Source organism: Pseudarcicella hirudinis, from assembly GCF_900115665.1.
Lineage (GTDB): Bacteria > Bacteroidota > Bacteroidia > Cytophagales > Spirosomataceae > Pseudarcicella > Pseudarcicella hirudinis.
The window spans coordinates 117,178-137,032 of sequence record NZ_FOXH01000018.1; the positions used below are offsets into that span (position 1 = coordinate 117,178).

Sequence of the window (19,855 nt, forward strand, 5' to 3'; positions counted from 1 at the left end):
TATTGATCAATTTCCGGAAATTGATTTTCCGGGTTTCATATAGCTATAAAACCCGGAAAATATGATAAGACAATCTGGAGGTTTTCAAAACCGTCTTCCGATAATTCATTATTTCTTTTTTAAGGTTGTTAAAAATTCAACCAAATCTACTAATTCTTTTTGACTCATTCCATCTGCCAGACCGGAAGGCATCATCGAATTTTGCATTTGCTTCATACTTTTTACTGCACTTGTTTTCAAATTCTGAGTTATACCGCCCGGCATTTTCAAAATAATATCCGTTTCTGTTTTGCTGGCAATGATACCGCTTAAAGTTGAACCGTCTTTCATTTTCAGATCCCAGCCCTCATATCCGAAACCAATTCCTGCATCAGGGTGAAGAATGGCAAGGTATTGCCCTTCTTTTGGCAATTTAGAACCAATTTCAGACAATTTTGGCCCAAAGTCCATTCCTTCTCCGTTTACCTGATGACAAACAGAACAATTGTTGGCAAACATGACCGCACCGTTTTTAGCATCACCGCTTAATTTGATTAAATCTGAAATAGGAGCCAGCTTTTTGGCAGCAGCATTTGTACTTCCTCCCAAATATCTGGCAGCTTCCGTTCTTACTTGTCTTCTCCAGGCTTTTGATACACCATCTACAGCCGAAGGAATGAGACTTTTCTCAATTTTTCCTTCTTTCAGGTATTTCAAAATAAGATCTTCTCCATTCGAACTTCCTCCTAAGGCTCTTGTGGCTTCTCTTCTGATATTGGCAGAATTGGCTTTGTTAAACATGGCCGCCTGCAAAATATCAAGTTGCGTTTTAGAACCACTCCAGCGCATCGAAGACAAGATCTTTAAAGCATTCTGTTCCTTGCCCGGTTCACTGATTGCATGAGTAAGAAGTGCAGTTCCTCCCAGATTTTTAATAAGAATGTCTGATGCCTCTCTTGGGGATTTATCAGTAATGATCATATTGAACAAACGCTTGTTTTCTTCCGGAAGAAGGTATTTTCCTTCAAGTTCAAGATATTCTTTCCCTTCAGTTGAAGCCATCAGTTTTAATAAAGCTGATTTAGCAACCGGATTGGTTTTTACAAATTCTGCATCCAGATGACGCAACGCAAGCGTATTGATTTCCTTTTGCTCTGAAGAATTATGTTTCAGCATTTCAAGTAATGCTTCAGATTTTTTAGTTCCTTTTACAAAATCGAAAGCACGGAAATAGCGTAAACGATCCTTTAAATCTACTTTTGAATCAGTGGCTAAAGTTGCAAGAAATTTAACAGATTCATTGGTTCTTGATCTCCATACGATATCTCTTCCGGCAGGACTTTCAACCGGATTGGCTACTTTTTGTAAATAAGCATTAAAATAACTGTCCCAATTGTTGTCTGCGCCAATGCCTAATGCCTCAAGATACCAGCGGTCGTTTCCTGTGTGTTGTGCCGCCAGCTCCGCCCAAAGCGCAGGTGCTTCCGGAGATTTGCTGTGTCTCAGTGCAATCGCACATTCTCTGCGAACCTGCGGATCAGCATCTTTGACAAGGTTTTTCAGGTAAGGAATTACATCCAGTTTTAGCTCTCTGGCAGCTCTGATGGCGGTAATTCTGATATCAGGATTTTGATCTGCCAATGCTGATTCAACATATTTTTTGCCGTTTGCTCCTTTTGACAACACCCAGAAAGCGCGTGCTTTCATGCGGGGATTTTCAGCTGAATTATAGAGTTTTACCAGCTCTCCTTCAGCGGAATTATCAGATACCAGTTTATTGTAAGCCAGATAACGTATTGCTATATTCGGACTTTGGAGTGCTGAAATAGCGCCGGCAATAGTCGTGAAGTCTTGTTTGGGAACAGTATAAGGTGTTTTTGAAGGAGCAATTCTATAAATTCTTCCTCTGGTCTGATCTCCCGCCTGATGTCCTCCGACACCCGGGTCATACCAGTCTGCTACAAAAAGAGAGCCATCAGGTGCCACACAGACGTCTGAAGGTCTGAACCACTGATCCTGTTCATTTTTAACAAGATTTTCAATACTTGCGGTATAACCAGCTCCGCTTTTTTGCACCGGGTATGAGCGAACAACATTATGTCCCGGCTCACAGTGAATCATTTGCCCCTGATAGATTTTAGGAAGCAGGTTTCCTTCGTAAACAATAATTCCGGTTGGAGAGCCTGATCCTGTTTGCAAAAGATTCGGGATAGATCCCGGGTCATTCTGATGCCAGTGCTGCTTAGATATTTCTGATTCAATATTCGTACGGTTGGCTGTCCAGCCGGCCCCCGTTATCTCATCTGTGTAACCATAATTGCCATTTTCCATGACATAGTTAATGCGTACTCCTTTATTTCCGTCATCATCATTGTCTGATTGCCAGAGTGTTCCATAGGAATCAACGGCAACTTCATAGTTATTTCTGAAATTCTGTCCCAGACATTCTACTCCTGTACCATCCGGATTGCATCGGAAAACCATTCCCTGTTTATATTTTTTACGGGAAATTTCGTCACCATCCTGGTCTCTTACAATGTTACCTTTGGCATCTCTTAATTGTTTGCCCTCATTTCCGAAGTTAAAATATAATTTTCCATCAGGACCGAACACAAAAGCATGCATGCCGTGATCATGCTGTTCTCCTTCCATTCCCTGAAAAAGAATTTCTTTTTTATCGGCTTTATCATCTCCGTCTGTATCCGTGAATTTCCATACATAAGGACTTTGTGAAACAATTACTGTATTGCCTAAAACCGCAATGCCGAGCGGGGCGTTTAATTCAGGACCCTGGTAAAAAACTTTACTGACATCAGCTTTTCCATCGTTGTTGCTGTCTTCAAGAATTACAATTCTGTCACCTTCCGGACGGGTAGGGTTTCCGGTAATTGCCGGACGATAATTGTATGCTTCCAGCACCCAGACTCTTCCACGGGCATCCACCTCAATATCGGTTGGGTTAAGCAGCATAGGTTCGGTGGCAAAAGTACTTACCTCCAAACCGTCTGCAATTTTCAAACCTTTCAGAGCATTGGAAGGAAGATGTTTCTGCTCCTCAGTCATCAGTGAATCGATATATCGGTTTACCCAGATACTTTTTGAGGAATGATGATAGGCACTAAAAAGCAATGAACCTCCTAACAGCGCCATAGGAAGGCCCAATTTCGTCTTGTCAGATAATTTTTTTAACATGGATTTGAGGAGAAAGCAAAATGGATATTAAATAAATGCCAGATATTATTGCACTTTTTTCAGAAGCAAAACTAAATAAAAAACCTGACAACATTATACATATTTGTCAGGTTTTTTATAGAACACCATAGAAGACTGTCTGCCGGGTCTTTGATTTTGAAAACAATTGCAAAAAATAATCTTTCTTTAATTTCTGCTTAATTTAACTTTTAATAATTTATCCGTAATTTCTCTGCTTTTACCATTCCAGTTTTCCGGTTCTTTGGTATTGCTCCAGGGCTTTTTTAATTTCAGCAATCCTGTGATCAGGATCGGGGTGAGTACTTTGAAACTCTGAAGGACGATCCTGTCCGCCGGATGCCTGTTTAAGAATTTCCATGACTTCGATCATTTTTTCGGGGGCATAATTTGCTGCAATCATATATTTTATCCCGAATTTATCTGCCTCCAGTTCGTCATCTCTGCCGTATTTCATATTAACCATTTTCCCGACATATTGAGCGATAGCCGTCGTATTGTTTGGATTGTTCGGGTCGGCAGTAGCGGTTACAGCAGCACTTAGTAAGCCCTGTGTGAGTTCATCTTTAGCCATTTGCTGTGCAGAATGCCTTCCGATTACGTGGCCCACTTCATGTCCGAGTACACCAGCCAGTTCATCTTCATTCGTTAGTCTTTTCAGCAATCCTGCCGTAATGAAAATCTGTCCTCCCGGCAAAGCAAAAGCATTGATTGTCTCAGGATCAGCGAGGAGATAAAAATCAAAGCGGTAGGGGGAATTGGCTGCTTCTGAATTGGCAACTACTTTATTTCCAACAGTTTTTACATAATTCTGAAGTTTTTGATCCTGATATAAACCTCCGAATTCTGCTGCCATTTTCGGGGCAGATTGTAAGCCCATAGCTATTTCCTGTTCAGGAGTCATGGAAACAGCCTGCCGTTTTCCGGTGATAGGATTAACCTGCATTTTAGACAAATAACCAAAGAAAGCAACTGCGGCCATGATCAGGCCGACTAATATTCTGGAGCGAAAACTACCTTGCATGTTCTGAAAAATAAAATTCTGATTGAAAAAAACATAAGCCTTCAAAGTTAAGAAACTTAATTATTTCTCAAAATTTCCGGGAAAGCCTTTAGGTCTGATTTGACGAAAACGAAGTTCCGGAGGTGACACAATTGTTAAAAACTCTTAAAATTCTGAATTGCAGACGATTTAAGGCTGTTCATTCGTTAAATTGCAAAGATTCAGTGCACACTTCCGGATGAGCTTGTATTCAAGGAGGTTAACTGCCAAAATTTGAAAATTTTAGTTGGCAGGCATACACTAAAATTCTAAAAAATATCCGTAACTTTGCAGCCTTATGCATAAACAAACCCATATATTTCTATTTCTGGTCATTGCCATTTTAGTCAGTTCCTGTGGAAAATTTGAGAAAATCCGCAAATTGACAGATGAAAAAAAGAAATATGCCGCTGCTGTTAATTACTATAAAAAAGGTGAATTTGACAAAGCAGGTATTCTTCTGGAAGAGATTGTCCCAATTATGAAAGGTGGTGACGATCAGGAGATGGCTACTTTTTATCAGGCTTACTGTGATTATCATACCGGTAATTATCAAATGGCAAATTTCCGTTTTAAGAAATTTGCAGAAGTATTTGCCAGAAGTGAATATGCTGAAGAAGCAATTTACATGTCTGCCTATTCTTTGTACAAAGATTCCCCGCAGTTTAATCTTGATCAGAGCGGAACACTTACTGCAATTAATGAGTTACAGAATTATATAAACAATTATCCTGACAGTAAATTCCGCGAAGAGTCTTCTAACCTGATTAAACAATTGCGTAAGAAGCTTGAGCGTAAGGCTTATGAAAAAGCCAAATTGTATTATAAAACCAGTCCGTTTAATGTAGCAACACTGAAGTCGGCGGTGATAGAAATTACCAACTTTCAACGTGATTATCCCGATTCGGATTACAACGAAGAAATGGCTTTTCTGAAAGTGATGTCACAATATGAACTGGCAAAAAGTACGGTAGAACACAAGCAGAAAGAACGTTATGACGAAGCTGTTTTGTTTTATCAGGCTTTAGTAGATAAGTATCCGAAAAGTGATTATCTGAAAAGAGCTGAGAAATTCTATGATATCAGTATGAAAGAAAGTGACCGGATTGCTAAACTGGAGGCTGAATACAAAGCTGCTTTGGAAAAAGAGAAAAGCAATACTTCTAAAGTGGTCGGTGCAGGAAGTAACCAATAATTTGAGTAATTTTAAAAACAATAAATTCAGGACAAAAGACAATAAACAAATAAGATATGCCAACGAATCCATCAATCATCACCAGAGACGTCGATAAAATTGCAGCAAAAACAGGCAACGTTTATGAGTCAGTGGCAATCATTTCTAAAAGAGCCAGACAAGTTTCTACAAAAATGAAGGAAGAACTTTCAAACAAATTGTCTGAATTTGCTTCTTCTGTTGATAACCTTGAAGAAATCTTCGAAAACCGTGAGCAGATCGAAATTTCTAAGTATTACGAAAGAATGCCAAAGCCAACGTCTATTGCGATCGACGAGTTTATGGAGGACAAAATTTTGTTCCGTAACACTAATCAGGAATTGATAGAAGAATAAAATATCAGTTTTTCAAAAAAGGGTCAGATGAAATACATTTGACCCTTTTTTATTTTTGTAATTTTGAAAAGGCTGAAACAATCCGGATTTTTGCCTTTTATGAAATATTTACAGATCGTCTGATTTATGCTTCAAAACAAGAAAATTCTCATAGGGGTATCAGGTAGTATAGCTGCCTATAAAATTGCCTTTCTGACGCGCTTACTAGTGAAGGAAAATGCTGAAGTTAAGATTGTCATGACTGAGGCTTCCAGGGATTTTATTACGCCCTTAACCCTTTCAACCCTTTCTAAAAATCCGGTTTTAAGCGGTTTTGTCAAGGATGATACCAGTCTTTGGAATAACCATGTGGATTTAGGTCTTTGGGCAGATATCATGCTGATCGCTCCGGCAACAGCTCATACGCTTGCAAAATGTGCCAATGGTATTTGCGATGACCTGCTTACGGCAGTTTATCTTTCTGCAAGATGCCCTGTGTTGTTTGCCCCGGCAATGGATCTTGACATGTATAAGCACCCCGGCACGCTTGAAAATCTGCGTAAACTAAAATCATTCGGGAATGAGATTATAAATGCCGGATACGGAGAATTAGCCAGTGGTTTAACAGGAGAGGGGAGAATGGCGGAACCGGAAGAGCTGGTAGAAGTATTGAAAAAACATTTTACGGTAATTCCTGAGCTGAAAGGGAAGCGGGTTCTGATCACAGCAGGGCCAACTCAGGAGGCAATTGACCCTGTACGGTTTATCAGTAATCATTCTACCGGAAAAATGGGTTATGCTATTGCAGATAAAATGGCAAAAGCCGGTGCAGAGGTTACCCTGGTAAGTGGCCCGGTTGCTTTAAAATCGCCTGATTTTTCTGTAAATTTACAAAAGGTTCATTCTGCAGAGGAAATGTATCAGGCAGTAAAAGAACACTTTGATGCCGCTGAAATTATCATTCTGGCAGCCGCTGTAGCTGATTATACTCCGGCAGTGGTAGCGGATAAGAAAATAAAAAAGTCAGAAGCAACGTTTTCAATTGAACTGACCAAAACCACAGATATTGCCAGAACCCTGGGAGCCAGGAAAAAAACAGGCCAGTTTATGGTTGGTTTTGCCCTTGAAACAGACAATGAGCTGGAAAATGCCAAGGGTAAACTGAAATCCAAAAACCTTGATTTGATTGTATTAAATTCTCTCAGAGACTCCGGAGCAGGTTTTGGGTATGATACCAATAAAATCAGAATTATTGATCAGACTGAAAAGGTCGAGGAATTTGAATTAAAGGCTAAAACTGATGTGGCCGGAGATATTGTAGAAACAATTGTCAGAAAACTGAAAGAGAATATTGCTGGAAAATAAATAATTATAAGTCAGATTTTATGTACAAAAAGTTATTTTACCTGTTGGTTTGTACGCTTTACCTGGCAATTTTTGAAGGAAAAGCTCAGGAATTGAACTGTAAAGTGGTTATCAATACAGATCAGCTGCAAATTGATCAGCAAAGAGGTACTTCTCAGATTTATCGGGAGCTGGAAAATGTTATGCAGGAATTTATCAATGGCAGACGATGGACCAATGATCAGTTTCAGCAGGAAGAACGTATTAATTGTTCACTGAATATTATTCTGGTAAAAGCAACCGCACAGGGAGATTATGAAGCCAGTGCAAGATTTCAGGTTTTCCGTCCTGTTTATGGCACTTCCTATGAAACCGCTATTTTGAATTTTTTTGATAAAAGCTTCAATTTCAGGTATTTGCAGGGTAGTCCGATTAACTACAATGATAACTCCTTTACTGATAATTTAACTTCTATGCTTGCTTTTTATGCGTATACAGCATTAACAGTGGATTATGATTCTTTCAGTAAACTTGGAGGCAATCTGTATGTTCAGAAGTTGTATAATCTTGTCAATCTTGCGCAGGTAGCAGGAGGAGGATGGGTTTCCAGTAATGATATCAGAAACCGTTACTGGTTGTCAGAAAACCTTCAAAACCAGCAAATGTCAGGTATTCGTGAAGGTTTTTATACTTACCACAGACTTGTGCTGGATAATTTTATTAATAATCCTGATGATGGCAGAAAGCAGCTTCTGGAATACCTCAATAATATCAGACAAATTAATCAGATTCGTCCCGGATCAGCGCTTACCAGAATGTTTTTTGATACAAAATCAGAAGAATTACTGAATATTTTCCTGGATGCTAATCCTGACGATAAGAAGAAAGCTTTTACGCTATTAACTTCTCTGGATCCGACCAGGACAGATGCTTACAGAAGACTTTCCAAATAAAATGAATTACTTACTTATGCGCTGTGACGCACAGCGCATAAGTAAGTAAGAGACTCCTATTTCAGCTCCATTTTACAGATTTTGACTGTTTTCTCGGTTACTTTAAAACGATTGTCGATTCTATGACCGATAATCCAGACCACAGAACCATTAGAAGTCAGCACATACACTTGTTTCTTGAGATTAAGTGGTATTTTCAGATCGGTAAGGAAATCACTGATTAACTTCTTTTTATTCATTCCAAGCGGACAAAACCAGTCCCCTTCCTTGTATTTTCTTAACTGAAGCGGGAATTTTAACAGATCAGCGTCGAGACAGGCAATCTTTTTGGTCGTTGGAATCTGAAAACCTTCAGGGAGGTCGGAATGCTCAATATTAATCTCTATTTGTGCGACAGCTACACTTGTTTGTTCTTTGTTAACAAGTAAACTTGAAAATTCCTGTAAATCTCTTTCGGTAATTACTAACTCTGTACGATCTTTTACCAAAGTGTGAGTAGGAGAGTGGAATATTTTTCCGGCCTCTTTGTCAAATGCTTCAAAAATTTCCTGAGCCTGGGTATAATTGAAATGAAAAGGCTTTAATAATTCTTCAAGTTTTATTACCGGACTTGATAAGGTTTGTATAGCTTTAAAATTGACGTAATAAGCGCCATTTCCAGACCAGATGGTCTGACTTCTGAGTAATTCTATCTCCTGTTCGAAAATCTCCTCGGCAGCCTTAACTTTCCCAACCGTGTGAAGGATGGTTTGTTCCAGATTCGGGTTAATCTGTTTTAACAAAGGAACGACTTCATTTCTGATCAGATTTCTCTGGTATTTGTTAGATTCGTTGGAAGAGTCTTCTCTCCATATCAGTTGATTTTCAACTACAAAATCAAAAATCATTTCCTTTTCAGCAAACCATATCGGCCTGATAATCTGGTTGTTTTTAATACGGATACCATGTAAGCCAGCAATGCCTGTACCCTTCGTTAAGTTCAGTAAAATAGTTTCAAGCACGTCATTCTGATGATGTGCAGTGGCAACAAAATCAAAATTATTGTCCTTTCGTATTTTTTCAAACCAATCATAACGAAGAATTCTGGCGGCCATTTGTGTAGATAACTTTTCGTTTTCGGCAAATTCTGCGGTTTGAAAAGTCGTTACGAAAAAAGGTACCTTATATTTTATAGAAAGCTTTTTGACAAATAATTCATCATCATTAGATTCATCTCCTCTCAGTCCGAAATTGCAGTGAGCAATTGCGAAATCTAATTTTGCCTGATGAAAAAGTTCACACATTACCACCGAATCCATGCCTCCACTTACCGCCAAAAGGATCTTATGATTGGTTGAAAAGAGGTTTTCTTTGTTAATAAACGTTAAAAAGTCGTTCAGCATCGGGGAATTGGTTAATTTTGTAAATAAATTATTGTGTAAAGTTCGCAATTAGTACTGATTCTTAAAAAAATGCAAGGGATTTAGTTTTTGAAAAGTTCAGATTTAATAATTAGAATAGCTCTGAAAATTACTAAAACAGCCTTTTTTTAGATGAATTGCTTCTTTTAGATATTGATGTATTTCAGAAAAATATCATACTTTATTTCATTTCTGATGCTGTTTGCAGGCAGTAAGGTTTGCGGGCAGGCTGCGGGCAGGACCATAAATCCGGGCCCGAACCAGGTAGAGATTATTAAAGCGGATAGCCTTGTCGGATTAAATCAGGCTTTTATGGAAGTCCGGAAACTGATGGGGAACGTAAGTTTAAGGCAAGGGACCACTTTATTATACTGTGATCTGGCGATTTTGAACTCGACCACCAATAACCTCGAAGCATATGGAAAGGTCAGGATTTTACAGGCAGATACTGTTACTATTACCGGTGATACCGCCTTTTATTTTGGAAATGACAGAAAGGCCCTGATAAACGGAAGGGTAAAACTGGATGATAAAACGATTGTACTAACCACTAAAAAGCTTGATTATGACCTCAATTCAAGAATGGCGGTGTACAATACAGGCGGAAGAATAATCGATAAGAAAAGTACACTTACGAGTATGGAGGGGCATTATAATACGGTAACCAAAATATTCCTTTTCAAAAAAGACGTAAGGGTAGCAGATAAGGATGGGACGTTGAAGGCGGATTCACTGAGGTATAGTACGGCCTCAAAAGAGGCATTTTTTATCAGTCCTACTGAAATAGTTAACAAGAAGGATACGATGTATGCCAATGCCGGGATGTACAATACCGTCACAAAACTGTCAAATTTCACAGGAAGGTCGACCGCTAAGATGGAAGATTATATTCTGACAGCAGATACACTTTTCTATGATACCCCCACTAAAATAGGTATTTCGAAAGGAAATGTGATTTTTGTTTCAAGGAAAGATAAAGTGATTCTGACCGGAAACCAGGGCAGATATTACGGACAAACCGGAATAACCAGGGTTTATGGAAATGCGCTGATGAAGAATATTCTGGAAAATGATACCTTATTTCTGACCGGAGATACGCTTGTTTCGCTTGATAATAAAGAGACGAAAGTCCGTAAAATGTACGCTTACAAGAAGGTCTTGATTTACAAGTCAGACCTTGCCGGAAAATGTGATTCTTTAAGTTATAATGTATCTGATTCGACGATTTATTTCTATCAGAAACCTATTCTCTGGAGTGCCGGAAATCAGTCTGAAGCAGATTCTATTAATATTCTGCTGGTAAATAATAAAATCAATCTGATGAATATGAAAGGGAAATCTTTCGTGATTTCATTGGATACATTGAAGAACTTCAATCAGGTAAAAGGACGGAAAATTGTTGCCAATTTTACCAAAGAATCGAAGCTTGAAAAAGTTACAGTAGATGGAAACGGAGAGAGTATTTATTTTGCGGTGGATGAGAAAAATAAGCTGACGGGTATGAATAGGGTAGAATGCAGTAAGATGAATATTGCTTTCAAAAAGAATAAAGTGAACAGAATTGCTTTTATCGCCAAACCGGATGCAAAGTTTGTTCCACCGAAAGAAATTAATGAAGATTTAAAGCAATTGGATGGATTTAAGTGGCGATTGAATGAGAAACCCACTAAGGAGACAATTATTGCAAGGGTTACTCCGCCACCAATTGTTAAGAAAGTCCTGACTGACAGTGTTTTGGTGAAAAAAGAGAGAGAGCCGGTTAAAAAGCAATCTCCTTCCGTACCGAAAAGTAAATCGGCAAAGAAAAAGCCCTTAAAACTTTGATTTTTGAATTATTTTGATATACTTTTGTTTAAATGGCGAGTTTTGGTATATAAAAAAATGCTTTTAATCCCATTAAAATAAGAAAACGTCGAAATTTTCTAAATGTTTTGCAACCAATTGCCATTTTTTTGAGTCTAAGTAATATAATACTAAAGAAACGAGTAAATGGTATCAGATTAGATGCAAAAGCAGGGATTAAATAAAACTATCATACGAATTATTAAATGAAATGAAACCTCTACACAGATATTTATGGTTAACCTTATACTTGATAGCTTCGCTGTCAGCCGTTAATACTTTTGCCCAGACCCAGACAGAAAGCAGATATAAAAGCCGTTTGGACATAAGACCTAAGCCCAAGACTGCCTCGGCAGCAACGCCATTATCTTTTCAGAAAAAATCCTTTATCATATACCAACCGCAGCTTTTAAGTCTGGACAGAAATATACAGTATAAACGTTCAACAGCAATTAATCAGTATTTCAGCAACTCTTTATTAAGCAGTCTGAGAAATAATAAGTCTGATCAGGCGCAGGTAGCAGCTTCAATCAATGACAATAAACAGGCCGCAGAAGAGTATGTGAACATGGAAGACAAGCTGTATTATAGTGATAAATTGAGCGTTTCTAATATCTATCCCAATCCTGCTAATGAGAATGTTGAAATTGACTATTCCATTTCACCATCTATCAATGAAGCAAAGATCACTTTTTACAATGTTTTAGGGGCGGAGGTGAAAGAAGTTATTCTGGATAAAGATGATAAGAAAGTAAGAATTCAGACCCGTGATTTAAGCAACGGAATCTATTTATATCAACTTACAGCCGACGGAAAATCTTTGGTTACAAAGAAATTACTGGTCCGTCATCAATTATGAAGGGCAGCTGAAAATTAACTTCCAAAATGACTGTTTAAAGTTAATTTCAGAAATAATATTAGTCCGGGTTGCAGCATAAAATGCGGGGTAATCCGGATTTTTTATACCTTATTCCGGCAAAATAATATTAAAAAAGGGTGAAAGAAATTGCTTTTCAGCAAATCTTTCACCCTTTCTGATTAATATTTGTTTACTTTACAAAGCTACTGCGGTTCTTTGAATGAAGGCCGTCAGCTCTGCTCCGGTCAGCATATTTTGTGACAATAACGCAAGATCATAAATTTGCTTCGCAAGTTTTTTCTGATCCGCTGCCTCAGAAGTCTGAAGGATTTTACTGACAGATGGATGGTTCGCATTTACCGAAACAATATAATTATTTGGCATAGCTCCGAACATGCCCATACCGCCGCCGCCAACACGAGACATATCGGTCATTCTTCTCATAAATTCATTCTGAGTAATAACTGCCGGTAATTCATCTACAGGCATCGCTTCGAGTACTACAGATTTAGATTTATCGCTGATAACTTCCTCAAAAATGCCTTTTATGGTATTTTTATCCTCTTCAGAAAGGATAGTTTCAATAACTATTCCGTTGTCAATAAGCTTCTCAATGGTGTCAGCGTCAACTCTCTTCAGATGCGTCTTCACAATTTTTTGCTCCAGCATATTGATGAAATGATTATCCAATACAGAATCAAGTTTCAGAACATCATAACCACGTTTTTTTGCGGACTGAATAAAACCATCCTGTGCCAGAACATCAGAGCTGTACAGATAAATAACATCATCATTTTTATCCTTCTGATTTGCCTGAACAAATTCAGCATATTCATTCAGCGTGAATAATTTTCCGTCAGTATTCTGAACCAGGCAATAATCTTTGGCACGATCGTAGAATTTTTCGTCAGAGATCATACCATATTTAACGAAAATGCCGATATTTTCAAATTTTTCCTCAAAACCCTGACGATCCGATTTGAAAAGATCACCGAGTTTATCAGCCACTTTTTTGGTAATATAAGTATTGATCTTCTTAACGTTAGAGTCAGCCTGAAGGAAACTACGTGAAACGTTCAGAGGAATATCCGGGGAATCAATCACACCATGTAATAACATCAGGAACTCCGGAACAACATCTTTTACCTCATCCGTAATAAATACCTGACGACTGTATAATTGGATTTTTTCACGTTGAAGCTGAAGTTCGTTTTTAACTTTCGGGAAGTAAAGAATCCCCGTTAAATTAAAAGGATAATCTACATTCAGATGAATCCAGAATAATGGTTTCTCCGCAAAAGGATAAAGTTCTTCGTAGAATTTTAAATAGTCTTCATCTGATAATTCGGAAGGAGACTTAGCCCAGATCGGTGCCGGATTATTGACAATTTTATCCTGAAACTCAATCTCTATTGGAAGGAATTTGCAATATTTTTCAAGTATCTGCTTGATTCTTAGTTCATCCAGAAACTCTTCGGAATCTTCTGCAATGTATAAAGTAATATCGGTTCCCCGAGTTTCACGATTACCTGCCGAGATTTCAAATTCGGTCGAACCATCACAGATCCAACGGGCAGATTCTGTATTTTCCTGATAAGATTTTGTGTTGATTTCAACTTGTCCGGCTACCATAAAAGCTGAGTAAAAGCCAAGACCGAAATGCCCGATAATAGCTTTTTCATCACCTTTGTCTTTGTATTTTTCCACGAATTCAGTGGCACCTGAAAAAGCAATCTGATTAATATATTTCTTGATTTCCTCGGCAGTCATTCCAAGACCTGAATCAGAAATCGTGATGGTTTTTGCTTCTTTATCAAAACTCACTTTTACTTTCAACTCGCCCAGGTCACCATTGTACTCGCCGATAGAAGCAAGTCTCTTAATCTTTTGGGAAGCATCAACCGCATTAGAAACCAGCTCCCGCAAGAAAATCTCGTGATCAGAGTAGAGGAACTTCTTGATAATGGGAAAGATATTTTCGGTATGAATCGAGATGTTACCTTTTTCTTGCATAGTCATTTTGTCATTTTAATTGTACCAGATTGTCATTAAATAATCTAAAGATGTATCAGCCGAATAAAACGCTGACGAAACTCTTAGATGTCAAATGTTATTCCATTTACTCAAAAATGTCAAATTGTCAGAGCAGAATACTGATTTTACAGATAAAACCTCAAAGTTGCAGGTTTTGATTTTAACCGGACTGATAAAACTGACTTCAAAGAGGATCGGTTTCTCCGGAAAATCAGGAAAAGACTCTTCTTTATGAGATTTTAGTCAATAATATGTCTCATAAAGAAGAGTACTGTTAAATTATTCCACAGAATTTAAAGCCAGTAAAGCCTGAGAAGGGGAGCTAAGGAACAATTTGTAGATAGAGGCCGTGCCACCAACCTGTACTTCATATTCTTCATTTTGAATAGCATTGAAAAGGTCAGATGCTACCACAGAAGGATCGATTCCTTTTTCTCCGCCAATTTCTTTAGAAAAATCAGTATTAACCAATGGCGGTAATAATTCAAAAACCTTAATCGCTGAGTTTTTAGAAAGTGATAATCTTAGTGCCTGGGAATAAGAACGAAGGGCAGCTTTACTGGCGCTGTAAGTAGGGATACTTAATGCCGGAACCAATGCCGTAATGGATGTCACATTTACAATTGCAGCCTCTTTTTGTTTATGAAGTAACGGTAATAACTTTTCCGTCAGGTTAATCACGGAAAAATAATTGGTTTGCATTTCTTCTCTGGCTTTTTCTGCCGCATTTGCTTCATTATCCAAAAGAGAATAAACAGAAACATTCCCGGCGTTATTAATTAAAATATTCAATTGAGGAAAATCTTTATTAAGACGTTCTGCTAAGATATTTACATCAGCTTCATTGTTCACATCCGAAACGATTGCTGTTACATGCTGCAACTGTGCAGCAGCTTTTTCCAGCTTTTCTGCATTTCTTCCCGTAATAATTACATGGTTCCCTTTTTGAGAAAACAGCTTCGCAATTTCAAAGCCGATACCAGCACTTCCGCCGGTAATTAAAATGGTATTATTGGTAGTATTCATTTTTTTAATTTGATTTATTGTTTTAATGTTTTTTTGAATTCAGAAATGGTTTGTAATATTTATATACCAATCGGTATATTTTTGAACAAAAACAAATGATTATCAGATGATTCTAAAATTAAGGCCATATACCGATTGGTATATTTCTGGATAAAAAAAACTGTTAATTAATTTGAAATCTTTTTGATAAGTTCTTTTACTGATTCTACAATGACATCCAGATGAAAATTGTTTTTAAAGGCTCTGGAAAGTAAAATGCCCCCTTCAATCATTGCAATAATTGAAAATGCTGTTTTTACAGGTTCTGTATCTTTTTTAAATTCACCTTTTTCAATACCGGTTTTTATAACAGAACTTATAAGTTCCTGTAATCCCTGAAATTCTTCAGCGACCCGGATTCTTAATGGTTCATGTGTGTCATCAGCTTCAACAGCCGTATTTAATAAAGGGCAGCCTCCTTCCGGAAAAACAGTATTCTCTGCGCTGCCGAAAAGATTAGCAAAAGCGATCAGTTTTGCTGTGCTGGTGCTTTCACCTGCAAGTTTTCCGATAATTATTTCAGCACGTTTTTCGGAATTATAGTTGAATACAGCCAGAGCAACCTCATCTTTATTCTGGAAGTTACCATAAATACTTCCTTTTGTCAGTTTCGTCGCTTCAGTTAAATCAGACATTGATGTTCCGGCATAGCCTTTCATATTGAAAATCTTTGCAGTAGTTTCAATGATAAATTGTCTGGTTTTCTCTGATCTTGGGACAAATTTCATTTTAATGAGTTGTCAGATATTAATAATAAAGCTGATAAATTAAATAATGTTGTTTCTGATTATAATTACGATACAAATATACCGATCGGTATATTTACAAACAAATATTTTCCCGATTTTTTTAAAGATCTTTTTGTAAATGGAATAGCTGAATGTAGAATAGTAAAAATTTTAAACAGGAGATTGAGGCAGATTGATTTTTACGATCAAACAATTACTTTTAGACCAGCATGAAGAGTTTATCATTTTGGATTTGTTGTTTTCTGTTTCAGATTTCACTTTTGGGAAATCAGATTTTTGCTCAGTCGGCAAATGCTAAAAAGAATAAAGAGATTAAAGACCGTATTTCCATTGCTACTGATTTTGTGAAAGAACCAGTCGGGACAGGTAAAAAATGGACTAAAATTTTTGAGGAAGAATTTAACGCTGATTTGAGTCAGTGGGATATTTGGAAGGGTGGAGCATTTAATGAAGAGCTACAACATTATCAGGAAGAAAATCTTTTAATAGAGGAGGGAACTTTACAAATTATCGCCAGGAAGGAGAAAGTTACAGGATTTTTAAGACCGGATATAAAATTGTTGCAGGACTTTGAATTTTCGTCAGCAAGAATTGAGACAAAACAGACCTTTGGGCCATCGGCTGCAAATCCGGAATTAAGAATAGCGGCTAGAATTAAGATAGCTCGGGGCTACGGGATGTGGTCTGCATTCTGGGCTTATGGAGATCTCTGGCCGACTAAAGGAGAAATTGATATTATGGAAGCCAGAGGGGAGGAGACGTCAAAATATTTCACCAATTACTTTTATGGAAATTTTCCTGGCCAAAATCTGGTAAATAACCCGGAGAATTCTGTGGAACCGGGTATAGACCTGTCGGAGGAATATCATGTGTATGAATTGATCCGGGGGAAAGAGTATTTGGTCTATTTATTGGATGGCAAAGAGGTAGATAGAAAAACCGGTGGGGCAATTCCTGAACTTTTTGATAAAAGAGAGAAGATAACGCTGAATCTGGCTGTTGGAGGATTATTCTTTCCCCATATGAAAAAAGGGAATATTCTACCCGGAATTATGTATATTGATTGGGTAAGGGCATATGTATCTCATCAGTAATTGACATATGATATCTTTTTTCTTAACTACTCTAAAAAAAAGAAGGAAAATTTGGTTTTGTCTCAGGAAGTTTTTTATTTTACAACACAAAGCATATATCGGGTTACGGTTAGCTTCGCTCGCATTTTAATCTTATCATTATTAAGACTTTCTTTCCAGACCTTGACAAAGGTTAAATTCGCTGTGTTTTCTCGCTTCTGAGATTTAAACATGCGTCTTCTCATTGTCATAATCCCACGTTTTACGAATTTGTTTTGCCAATACATGGCTCATTTCTTTATGTCATTTTCGGTTTATCGCGAATGTCATTCTGAGATTCATCCAATGTCCGGCAGTATTGCACTTTTTCCTGAAAGTTGGAAAAGATGATTCAAATGATTTGAAACAATGAATCTTTTACAGATGCTTACCGGATATTAACCGGTAAAAATCTTGATCTGAATACTGAAAACTGAAGATTTTACAGGTCTTGTTTGGCTTCGTTCAGCTTTTTTATTCATTCATGTATTTAAGCGTCTGTCAGCTGTTTTGTTGTTTTTTGTGGGTATTTCTGGCATGACTTTTGTCTCATTTCAGTATATTATTGATGTGAGGAATTGCTAAACTTCATGAGATATACCCGCCAAAAACTTCCAGCAATTGAAGTTGTTGATTTTTCAACCCACCGTTATGTTGGAATAAAATCAGTAGATCAGATCATTTGGAGAAATGTATTTTCCGGAATTTGTCTGGAAACACAATGATTTTGTCTTTAAAACTTAAGTCTATCCATATACTGGGAATAGCTGAAGTTTTTTTAAGCTGAAACAGGTTTTACTAACCATCGGCTTTGAAGATTATTTTGGTGAGTAATATTTTTCAATTTGGTATTTTAAACTTTTTACAGATGAAACGAACCTCTACGTTCAGTGATGGTAATAATAATATGAAAGACCTCACTTTTTCATCCCTTTCCCAAAAGAATACTTCGGACTTTGTATTAGGTTCGATAGTGATGCTTGTTGGTAAAATTTACAAAAAGATATATGCTTTCGCTGCTCAACCGAGTGGCGGAGAGTTTATTTCGTCCGAGCAATCCTCTGCGTATCAGAATGAAAATCCCGTTTTGGTAGAGCAAAACAGAAATCCTATTGGCTTACAGGAAAACCTCCTTGCTAATACATCTAATAATAATAGCCCCGCCGCACCTTTCCATTCGAGTATATTGTACCCACAAAACGTAAAACAAATGAATTTTTTTACTTACCTGAGACGAGCGTTTGAAAGTAGTGAGTCAACGCTTAAAAGTCATGAATTGAAGAATACATTTCTTCGCCCATTCAGAGACTTACTATCGGTAATAGTCGGTCTTACTTCCGATGTTAATTTTCTTCCTGATTTATCCGGGAAGAATACTTATGCTTTAAGTCTGTCCTCCAAAACCCGGTCATCTTTTAATAAGTTTTCAGGTTTACTATTGTCGGGATTGTTTATGGTATTTGCTTTTGGGTTTTCTGCCCGGGCGCAAAATCCACACTTAAAGTTAAAGAAGACAATTGTTGCACCTCAGGCGAAATATGCTATCGGCGATGAGGTTGTATATAATGTAAAGATCAATAACAAAGGCAATGCTCAGGCGACGGGTGTTGAGGTTACTGATAATCTCCCTGCCGGAGTACAATTTGTCAGTACTTCAATTGTCAGAGGAAGCGGGGGATATTCCGATGCTACCAAAATCTGGTCAGTAGGTACATTGGTAAATGGCGATAGTGCCATTATTGAAATCAAAACAAAGGTGATAGCACAAGGGGTTTGGTTCAATGTGGCTGAAGTAACTCATGAAAACGAAATAGATCAGGCTTCTACTCCTAATAATCATGTTCTGACTGAAGATGATCAGGATGCAGTTTGTTTTACAGTTCCTTTATATATATATGATGGAGAAGAGTATGCTGTAGGACTTCCGGCTGGTTATACCAACACTACTTGGTATAAAGATGGCTCGATAATTACACCAAGTACTCAGGGAGCTTTTGTCAGAAATGATTCATTATTTATAACTGCTGCAGGTATATATAATTTTACTACCAGCGTTAGTAACTGTCCTGCAAATGGATGTTGTAATATTATAGTAGAAAACGGACCTTGTCAGAATGCACCAACCGTGGCTATAACCCCGGTTGCTCCTGTTTGTGCGGGAGATGTAATAAACCTGACAGCAACAATTGGTGGAAGTGCAACAGGAGTTAACTGGTCTTCGTCAAGTTCCGGTACTTCCGGGTTTACCAGTACAACCGGTTTAACAACTACTTACACTCCTTCAGCCGCAGATACAACAGCGGGAACAGTAACATTTACAGTAATTACAGATGACCCGGATGGCCCTAACGGGCTTTGTACGCCAGCAACGGCTACCCGAACTGTCATAATTAATAAGAAGCCCAATCCAATCTTAGCTGTAACCAATGTAGGAAACAACTGTCCTTCTGTGACAGCTAATCTGGTGCCGAATGTTACGGCATCAACACCTGGGGGCGTAATAGAATTCCATACAAGTAATGATACTACCAGAGCTAGTCTGGTATCAAATGCTACAGCAGTTTCAGGAGGAACATATTATGTATTTGAAATATCTTCTTCGAAATGTGTAAGTATTGGCAAACCAATCACAGTGACAATCACACCATGTAATTGTGCAAATCCAGCTACAATTGTGATAAGTCCAGTTAGTCCTATTTGTGCTGGTGGTTTAATAAA

14 protein-coding genes are annotated in these 19,855 nt (G+C 37.8%); 8 read left to right on the forward strand and 6 right to left on the reverse strand.

Going from position 1 to position 19,855, the window contains the following annotated elements; all coding sequences use genetic code 11:
- Positions 1-108: 108 nt before the first annotated feature.
- Together BM179_RS22720 and BM179_RS22725 are read right to left on the reverse strand one after the other, a co-directional pair.
- Positions 109-3,171 carry a PVC-type heme-binding CxxCH protein gene (locus BM179_RS22720; protein WP_092019468.1) on the reverse strand — a complete coding sequence of 1,021 codons (3,063 nt, stop codon included), beginning with the start codon at positions 3,169-3,171 and terminating at the stop codon, positions 109-111.
- A gap of 238 nt (positions 3,172-3,409) precedes the next feature.
- Entirely contained in the window at positions 3,410-4,213 is an 804-nt protein-coding gene (locus tag BM179_RS22725; RefSeq protein WP_092019486.1) for a M48 family metalloprotease, read from the reverse strand.
- Between the two features lie 316 nt (positions 4,214-4,529).
- Here BM179_RS22725 and BM179_RS22730 point away from each other — a divergent pair, with 316 nt between their 5' ends.
- The 4 genes from BM179_RS22730 to porD all read left to right on the forward strand — a co-directional run bounded on the left by BM179_RS22730 (position 4,530) and on the right by porD (position 8,076).
- Entirely contained in the window at positions 4,530-5,426 is an 897-nt protein-coding gene (locus BM179_RS22730) for an outer membrane protein assembly factor BamD (RefSeq protein ID WP_092019469.1), read from the forward strand.
- A gap of 56 nt (positions 5,427-5,482) precedes the next feature.
- The gene (locus tag BM179_RS22735; protein ID WP_092019470.1) at positions 5,483-5,800 is read left to right on the forward strand and encodes a DNA-directed RNA polymerase subunit omega; all 318 of its coding nucleotides are present in this window, start codon (positions 5,483-5,485) and stop codon (positions 5,798-5,800) included.
- 126 nt (positions 5,801-5,926) lie between these two features.
- Positions 5,927-7,144 (forward strand): bifunctional phosphopantothenoylcysteine decarboxylase/phosphopantothenate--cysteine ligase CoaBC, encoded by a 1,218-nt coding sequence (gene coaBC, locus BM179_RS22740; RefSeq protein WP_092019471.1) that lies wholly within the window; start codon positions 5,927-5,929, stop codon positions 7,142-7,144.
- 20 nt (positions 7,145-7,164) lie between these two features.
- Positions 7,165-8,076, forward strand: a complete 912-nt coding sequence (gene porD, locus BM179_RS22745; RefSeq protein ID WP_092019472.1) for a type IX secretion system protein PorD — start codon at positions 7,165-7,167, stop codon at positions 8,074-8,076.
- 56 nt (positions 8,077-8,132) lie between these two features.
- Here porD and tilS read toward each other — a convergent pair whose 3' ends face one another.
- Positions 8,133-9,458, reverse strand: coding sequence for a tRNA lysidine(34) synthetase TilS (gene tilS, locus BM179_RS22750; protein WP_092019473.1), 1,326 nt, complete (start codon positions 9,456-9,458; stop codon positions 8,133-8,135).
- A 213-nt stretch (positions 9,459-9,671) separates the two neighbouring features.
- On the opposite strand from tilS, the gene BM179_RS22755 reads away from it, so the two are divergent.
- Together BM179_RS22755 and BM179_RS22760 are read left to right on the forward strand one after the other, a co-directional pair.
- On the forward strand, positions 9,672-11,300 hold the full coding sequence (locus tag BM179_RS22755; protein WP_218159275.1) for an OstA-like protein: 1,629 nt from the start codon (positions 9,672-9,674) through the stop codon (positions 11,298-11,300).
- A 229-nt stretch (positions 11,301-11,529) separates the two neighbouring features.
- A complete protein-coding gene (locus tag BM179_RS22760) occupies positions 11,530-12,177 on the forward strand; it encodes a T9SS type A sorting domain-containing protein (protein WP_092019475.1) in 648 nt (215 codons plus the stop codon).
- A gap of 195 nt (positions 12,178-12,372) precedes the next feature.
- On the opposite strand, the gene htpG is transcribed toward BM179_RS22760, so the two are convergent.
- From htpG to BM179_RS22775, 3 genes are all read right to left on the reverse strand, one after another.
- Positions 12,373-14,190, reverse strand: coding sequence for a molecular chaperone HtpG (gene htpG / locus BM179_RS22765; protein ID WP_092019487.1), 1,818 nt, complete (start codon positions 14,188-14,190; stop codon positions 12,373-12,375).
- Positions 14,191-14,490: 300 nt separating this feature from the next.
- Positions 14,491-15,237 (reverse strand): SDR family oxidoreductase, encoded by a 747-nt coding sequence (locus BM179_RS22770; protein WP_092019476.1) that lies wholly within the window; start codon positions 15,235-15,237, stop codon positions 14,491-14,493.
- Between the two features lie 167 nt (positions 15,238-15,404).
- A complete protein-coding gene (locus tag BM179_RS22775) occupies positions 15,405-16,004 on the reverse strand; it encodes a TetR/AcrR family transcriptional regulator (protein WP_092019477.1) in 600 nt (199 codons plus the stop codon).
- Positions 16,005-16,234: 230 nt separating this feature from the next.
- On the opposite strand from BM179_RS22775, the gene BM179_RS22785 reads away from it, so the two are divergent.
- Together BM179_RS22785 and BM179_RS22790 are read left to right on the forward strand one after the other, a co-directional pair.
- The gene (locus tag BM179_RS22785; RefSeq protein WP_092019479.1) at positions 16,235-17,119 is read left to right on the forward strand and encodes a glycoside hydrolase family 16 protein; all 885 of its coding nucleotides are present in this window, start codon (positions 16,235-16,237) and stop codon (positions 17,117-17,119) included.
- Between the two features lie 886 nt (positions 17,120-18,005).
- On the forward strand, positions 18,006-19,855 hold a 1,850-nt coding region (locus BM179_RS22790; RefSeq protein WP_143095301.1), incomplete at its 3' end, for a DUF11 domain-containing protein.

Coding starts and splice junctions, on each gene's coding strand:
- BM179_RS22720 (WP_092019468.1), bottom strand. CDS start 3,171: ATGTTAAAAAAATTATCTGACAAGACGAAATTGGGCCTTCCTATGGCG.
- BM179_RS22725 (WP_092019486.1), bottom strand. CDS start 4,213: ATGCAAGGTAGTTTTCGCTCCAGAATATTAGTCGGCCTGATCATGGCC.
- BM179_RS22730 (WP_092019469.1), top strand. CDS start 4,530: ATGCATAAACAAACCCATATATTTCTATTTCTGGTCATTGCCATTTTA.
- BM179_RS22735 (WP_092019470.1), top strand. CDS start 5,483: ATGCCAACGAATCCATCAATCATCACCAGAGACGTCGATAAAATTGCA.
- coaBC (WP_092019471.1), top strand. CDS start 5,927: ATGCTTCAAAACAAGAAAATTCTCATAGGGGTATCAGGTAGTATAGCT.
- porD (WP_092019472.1), top strand. CDS start 7,165: ATGTACAAAAAGTTATTTTACCTGTTGGTTTGTACGCTTTACCTGGCA.
- tilS (WP_092019473.1), bottom strand. CDS start 9,458: ATGCTGAACGACTTTTTAACGTTTATTAACAAAGAAAACCTCTTTTCA.
- BM179_RS22755 (WP_218159275.1), top strand. CDS start 9,672: ATGCTGTTTGCAGGCAGTAAGGTTTGCGGGCAGGCTGCGGGCAGGACC.
- BM179_RS22760 (WP_092019475.1), top strand. CDS start 11,530: ATGAAACCTCTACACAGATATTTATGGTTAACCTTATACTTGATAGCT.
- htpG (WP_092019487.1), bottom strand. CDS start 14,190: ATGCAAGAAAAAGGTAACATCTCGATTCATACCGAAAATATCTTTCCC.
- BM179_RS22770 (WP_092019476.1), bottom strand. CDS start 15,237: ATGAATACTACCAATAATACCATTTTAATTACCGGCGGAAGTGCTGGT.
- BM179_RS22775 (WP_092019477.1), bottom strand. CDS start 16,004: ATGAAATTTGTCCCAAGATCAGAGAAAACCAGACAATTTATCATTGAA.
- BM179_RS22785 (WP_092019479.1), top strand. CDS start 16,235: ATGAAGAGTTTATCATTTTGGATTTGTTGTTTTCTGTTTCAGATTTCA.